The sequence below is a fragment of the Blastococcus sp. CT_GayMR20 genome, from assembly GCF_004570345.1.
Map to the genome: position 1 here is coordinate 1 of NZ_SPQM01000230.1, position 5,239 is coordinate 5,239.

Genomic DNA, 5,239 nt, shown 5'->3' on the forward strand with positions numbered 1-5,239 from the left:
GCGGGCGCAGCTCGTACTCGCGGAACAGGTCGGAGTGCAGGAACGGGAGCTCGACGGCGTCCCGGATCTGCTCGATCTGGCGGGAGAGGCCACCGATGTCGCTGTAGTCGATGTCGGGGACCTCTTCGAGGACGAGCTCCTCGACCTCGCTCTTCGGGATCCGCTCGTAGACGTAGCCCGACCGCGATTCCAGCAGCAGCGAGTCGCCCACACGGAGCGGCTGCCCGGTCAGGGAGTCGGCGAGGAAGACCACCCGCTCCTCGTCGGTGTGCCCGATGACCAGCGCCCGCGGGGTGACGCCGTCGATCGGCTCCAGCAGCTCCTTGAGCATGACCACGTCGCCGGCGCGCTCGAAGCCGCGCGCCTCGACGATGTTCATCGCCTCGTTGAGCATGACCTCCTGGCCGGTGCGCAGGTCCTCGCCCTCGACGTTCGGCGAGAGGGTGACCCGCAGCTTGCGGCCGCCGGTGAAGACGTCGACCGTGCCGTCCTCGTGCCGGCTCAGGAAGATCCCGTACCCCGACGGGGGCTGGCCGAGGCGGTCGACCTCCTCCTTGAGCGAGACCAGCTGCTCGCGGGCGTCGCGCAGGGTGCCGGCCAGCTTGTCGTTGCGCTCGGACAGGAACGCCGCCCGCCCCTCGGCCTCGGCGATCCGCTCCTCGAGCTGACGCACCTGCCGTGGGCTGTCGGCCACCTTGCGTCGGAGGAGGCCGATCTCTTCCTCGAGGTAGGAGATCTGGCTGAGCAGTGCCGCGACGTCACGTTCCCGCCGCGCTCGCATTTCGTCAGGACCCGTGCCCATCGCGCACCTCCACACACCTCGGGGGGAGCCAGGAACCAAATCTATACACGGGGGGCGACACCGTGCCGGGGGCTCGCGGGCGATGAGACCGAGCCGTCACACGCGCCGCACGCGCGCCGTGCGACCCAGGTGCGACGGGTCAGGCCTTCTGGGCCCGGCGCTGGCGGATGGGCGCCACGGTCCCCTCGGCGAGCCGCCGCGCCGTCACGAGGAAGGCGGTGTGCGCCACCATCCGGTGCTCCGGGCGGACGGCGAGACCCACCGCGTGCCACGGGCGCAGGAGGCTCTCCCAGGCGTGGGGCTCGGTCCACACGCCCTGCGCCCGCAGCGCCTCCACGTAGGTCGACAGCTGCGTCACGGTCGCGACGTAGCCGACGAGGACGCCACCCGGCCGCAGCGCCGCTGCCACGGTCGGCAGCACCGCCCACGGCTCCAGCATGTCGAGGACGACACGGTCCACGACCTCCCCGGCCGGGTGCTCGGCGAGGTCACCGAGCCGCAGCGACCAGTTGGCCGGGACCTCGCCGAAGAAGGCGCGGACGTTCCCGCGGGCGACGTCGGCGAAGTCCTCCCGCCGCTCGTAGCTGGTGACCGATCCGCCGGACCCGACGGCCCGCAACAGCGAGCAGGTCAGGGCGCCGGAGCCCGCGCCGGCCTCGAGCACGCGCATGCCGGGGCCGACGTCGCCGAAGCCCACGATCTGCGCGGCGTCCTTCGGGTAGATGACCTGGGCGCCGCGTGGCATGGAGAGGACGAAGTCGGCCAGCAGCGGCCGGAACGCCAGGTAGCCGGTGTTGGCCGTCGACATGACGACGGAGCCCTCGGGTGCGCCGATCAGGTGGTCGTGCTCGATGGCCCCGCGGTGGGTGTGGAACTGCTTGCCCGGCTCGAGGACGACGGTGTGCAGCCGGCCCTTGGGGTCGGTCAGCTGCACCCGGTCGCCGGCCACGAAGGCGCCCGGAACTGTCTCCTGCTCGATGTCCACAGGCGTTCAGGGTACGGAGGGGGTGGATGTGACCCGTGTCCCCAGTGCGGCGCGGACACTCGGAACTGTCGGTGGTGCGACCTAGCCTCGGACCCATGACGGCGATGGCGCAGGACTCGGCGCGGGTCAGCACGGCGGAAGCCGACCCGGCGGCGGACGACGTCCAGGCGCCCCGCCGGCCGTCGCTGTCCCCGAGCCGCGCGGCCGACTTCAAGACCTGTCCCCTGCTCTACCGCTTCCGCACCATCGACCGGCTGCCCGAGCGCAAGAGCCTCGCGGCCGTCCGCGGCACGCTCGTCCACTCCGTCCTCGAGCGGCTCTACGACCTCCCGGCGGCCCAGCGGACCGTCGAGGCCGCCCAGGACCTGCTGGAGCCGGCCTGGGCCGACCTGCGCGAGGACCCCGGCGTCGCCGAGCTGTTCGCCGTCGCCCAGGACGAGGGCGCCGAGACCGACGCCAACGCGCCCGAGTCGGTCGAGGCCTGGCTGCTCTCGGCGGGGAAGCTGGTCGAGAGGTACTTCACGCTCGAGGACCCGACGCGCATCCAGCCGGAGGGCCGCGAGGAGCTGATCGAGGTCACGCTGCCCGACGGGTTGCTGCTGCGCGGCTTCGTCGACCGCCTCGACGTCGCCCCGAACGGCGCGCTGCGGGTCGTCGACTACAAGACCGGGGCGGTGCCGCGCGAGGCCTTCGAGGGCAAGGCGCTGTTCCAGATGAAGTTCTACGCGCTGGTCCTCTGGCGCACCCGCGGCATCGTGGCCGCCCAGCTCAAGCTGCTCTACCTCAAGGACGGCGACGCGCTGACGTACGCGCCCGACGAGGGTGAGCTGCTCCGCTTCGAGCGCACGCTGCAGGCGATCTGGGCCGCGATCGAGCGCGCGGTCGCCACCGGTGACTTCCGGCCGAACAGGTCGCGTCTGTGCGACTGGTGCGACCACCAGGCGCTCTGCCCGGCCTTCGGCGGCACTCCCCCGCCGTTCCCGACGGAGGCGGCGGCGGCTGCCGGCTGGCAGACCGTGCTGCCGATCGTCGAACGCGACTGAGCAAGCCCCTAGGGTCGCCTGCTGAGGGAGGCGCCGTGCACGGGTACCGCGCGGAGATCGCGTTCGACGGTGAGCGGGCGGTACCGGGCGGCGCGCTGGTCCTCGTCGACCACGGCGTCATCGTCGGGGTCGAAGCCGCGTCGTTCCCCACACCCGACGGCTGCCCGGTGACCGACGCGCCTGCACTGTTGCCCGGCCTCATCGACACGCACGTGCACCTGTGCGGCGACAGCAGCGTCCGGGCCCTCGACCAGTTCGCCGAGCTCTCCCCCGACCAGCTCCAGGGGATCATCACGACGGCCGAGCAGCAGCACCTTCGGGCCGGCGTCACGGCGGTGCGCGACCTCGGCGACAGCGGATGGGCCGTCGTCGAGCGGGCGCGCACCGGCGATGGCCCGACCGTCGTCGCCGCCGGACCGCCCATCACGTCGCCGGGCGGGCACTGCTGGTCGATGGGCGGCGAGACGTCCGGCATCGAGGCGCTGCGCCGGGCGGTCGCGGAGCGGGCGGAGCGCGGCGCCGACGTCGTCAAGATCATGGCCAGCGGCGGGGTGATGACGCCTGGCACCGACATGCTCGCCTGCCAGTTCACGCTCGAGGAGGTGCGCGTCGTCGTCGACGAGGCGCACCGGCACGGCCTGCCGGTCACCGCGCACGCACACGCCTTGCCGGCCGTGGAGCTCAGCCTGACCGCCGGCGTCGACGGCATCGAGCACTGCAGCTGCCTGACACGCGACGGCGCCCGTCTGCCCGCGGAGCTGGGCGCGCGGCTGGTCGCGGCCGGCACCTACGTCTGCCCGACCCTCGGCCGCCTGCCGGGGGTGCCCCCGCCGCCCCACGTCGAGGCGCGCCTCGCGGCCGTCGGCGCGCGGTACGAGGACCACCTCGTCCACGTCAGGCGGCTGCTCGCGTCCGGACCCACCTTCCTCGCGGGCACCGACGCCGGCATCGGGCCGAGCAAGCGGCACGGGCTGGTCCCGTTCGGCGTGGCCGACCTGGTCGCGTGCGGGGCCTCCCCCGCCGCGGCCCTGGGAGCGGCGACCGGCGTCGCGGCCCGGGCTCTGGGGTTGGAAGGCCGCACCGGACGGCTGGCCGTCGGCCTCGACGCCGACCTGCTGCTCGTCGACGGGGACCCGCTGTCCGACGTCACAGCCCTCCAGCGACCCCGCACCGTGGTGTCGCGAGGCCGCGAGGTGGCGCTGACGTGAGCGCGGTCAGGCCGGCGCGTCGGCCAGGGCGCGACGGGTCAGGACCCGGGCCAGCTCGGTGACACCGACGCCGGCCAGGCCGTCGCGCAGAGTGAGCCCCGGCGCGGGCGCGATCTCCTGGACGGCCGGCACCCCGAGGACGGCGGCACCCGCGGCGAGACCCGCGGCCACTCCCGACAGGGAGTCCTCGACCACCACGCACTCCCCCGGTGCGACGCCGAGCGCCGCCAGCGCCTGCAGATAGGGCGACGGGTCGGGCTTGCGCGCCGGCACCTCGTCCCCGCAGATGGTGACGTCGAACGGGTCGTCGTCCAGGTCCGCGCGGATGGTCGCCAGCACGATGTCGGCCACCCGACGAGGCGTCGTGGTCACCAGCGCTGTGCGCAACCCCGACGCCCGCACCTCGGTGAGGAGCTCGCGCGCACCCGGGCACCAGGTGATCCCACCGGCCATCAGTTCGGCCGTCCGCTCCTCGACCCACCGGGCGTCGGCCAGGAGCTGCTCCTCCGTCCGGTGCACGCCCAGGTCGGCATGCAGGATCGTCATCGAGCGACGCATGGACGAACCCACCGTGGCCGCCCGGGCGCTGTCGGACATCCGGCCGCCGAGGGTGTCGGCCAGCTCGAACATGGCCTCGCCCCAGTACTGCTCGGTCTCCACCAGCGTGCCGTCCATGTCGAACAGGACGGCCCGGAGGGCATGGTCGTCGGAGGTCACGTACTCGTCTCTCGGATGCTCGGACGTGCGGAAGTCAGCCCCGGTAGTTCACGTGCGGGTGGTCCATGTGGTTGGCCGTGGGGCTCCCGCGGTTCTCCATCTGCTTCCAGCCGCCGTTCGGCGACGAGAGCATGCGCTGCTGCCAGATGACGTACTCCACGCCGAGCTCGTCCCAGTGGGCGATGTGGTAGGCCACGATCGCGTCGCCGAGGGCGGAGTTGCCCAGCACCATGTAGTCCACCGCCAGGCCGGAGGGGTGACCGCCCGGATCGGCGGCGCTCGCGCGGGTGCCGCCGAGGGTGATCGAGTCGGCGCCCGGCACGTTGGAGACGACCGCGTTGGCGGCGTTCTGCGCCTGCGGCTTCAGGGGCCCGGCGCTGTTGCTGATCTTCGCGATGGCGCTTGCCACCGTCCCGGCGGCAGCGGCCACGGCGGCGGCCGGCTCGTCGGCGGCGCCTGCGGCGGCAGCGGCGGCAGCGGCGGC

The 5,239-nt window shown here is 73.5% G+C and carries 4 protein-coding genes and 2 pseudogenes; 2 read left to right on the plus strand and 4 right to left on the minus strand.

The genetic code is table 11. The annotated features are described in order from the left end of the window. Both E4P40_RS26120 and E4P40_RS26125 read right to left on the minus strand, forming a co-directional pair. Positions 1–802, minus strand: a pseudogene (locus E4P40_RS26120) (proteasome ATPase); the annotation flags it as partial. Between the two features lie 139 nt (positions 803–941). Next, the gene (locus E4P40_RS26125) at positions 942–1,787 is read right to left on the minus strand and encodes a tRNA (adenine-N1)-methyltransferase (protein WP_280790652.1); all 846 of its coding nucleotides are present in this window, start codon (positions 1,785–1,787) and stop codon (positions 942–944) included. A gap of 95 nt (positions 1,788–1,882) precedes the next feature. On the opposite strand from E4P40_RS26125, the gene E4P40_RS26130 reads away from it, so the two are divergent. Next, positions 1,883–2,830: a RecB family exonuclease gene (locus E4P40_RS26130; protein WP_245160604.1), complete on the plus strand. Its 948-nt coding sequence runs from the start codon at positions 1,883–1,885 to the stop codon at positions 2,828–2,830. Positions 2,831–2,865: 35 nt separating this feature from the next. After that, a complete protein-coding gene (locus E4P40_RS26135) occupies positions 2,866–4,038 on the plus strand; it encodes an amidohydrolase family protein (protein ID WP_135161232.1) in 1,173 nt (390 codons plus the stop codon). A gap of 6 nt (positions 4,039–4,044) precedes the next feature. Here E4P40_RS26135 and E4P40_RS26140 read toward each other — a convergent pair whose 3' ends face one another. Further along, on the minus strand, positions 4,045–4,755 hold the full coding sequence (locus tag E4P40_RS26140; protein WP_245160605.1) for an HAD family phosphatase: 711 nt from the start codon (positions 4,753–4,755) through the stop codon (positions 4,045–4,047). Between the two features lie 34 nt (positions 4,756–4,789). Beyond that, positions 4,790–5,239: pseudogene (locus E4P40_RS26145) on the minus strand (hypothetical protein); the annotation flags it as partial.

Excerpts from the sequence above, each read along its gene's own strand:
- E4P40_RS26130 (WP_245160604.1), top strand. The coding sequence starts at position 1,883 with ATGACGGCGATGGCGCAGGACTCGGCGCGGGTCAGCACGGCGGAAGCC.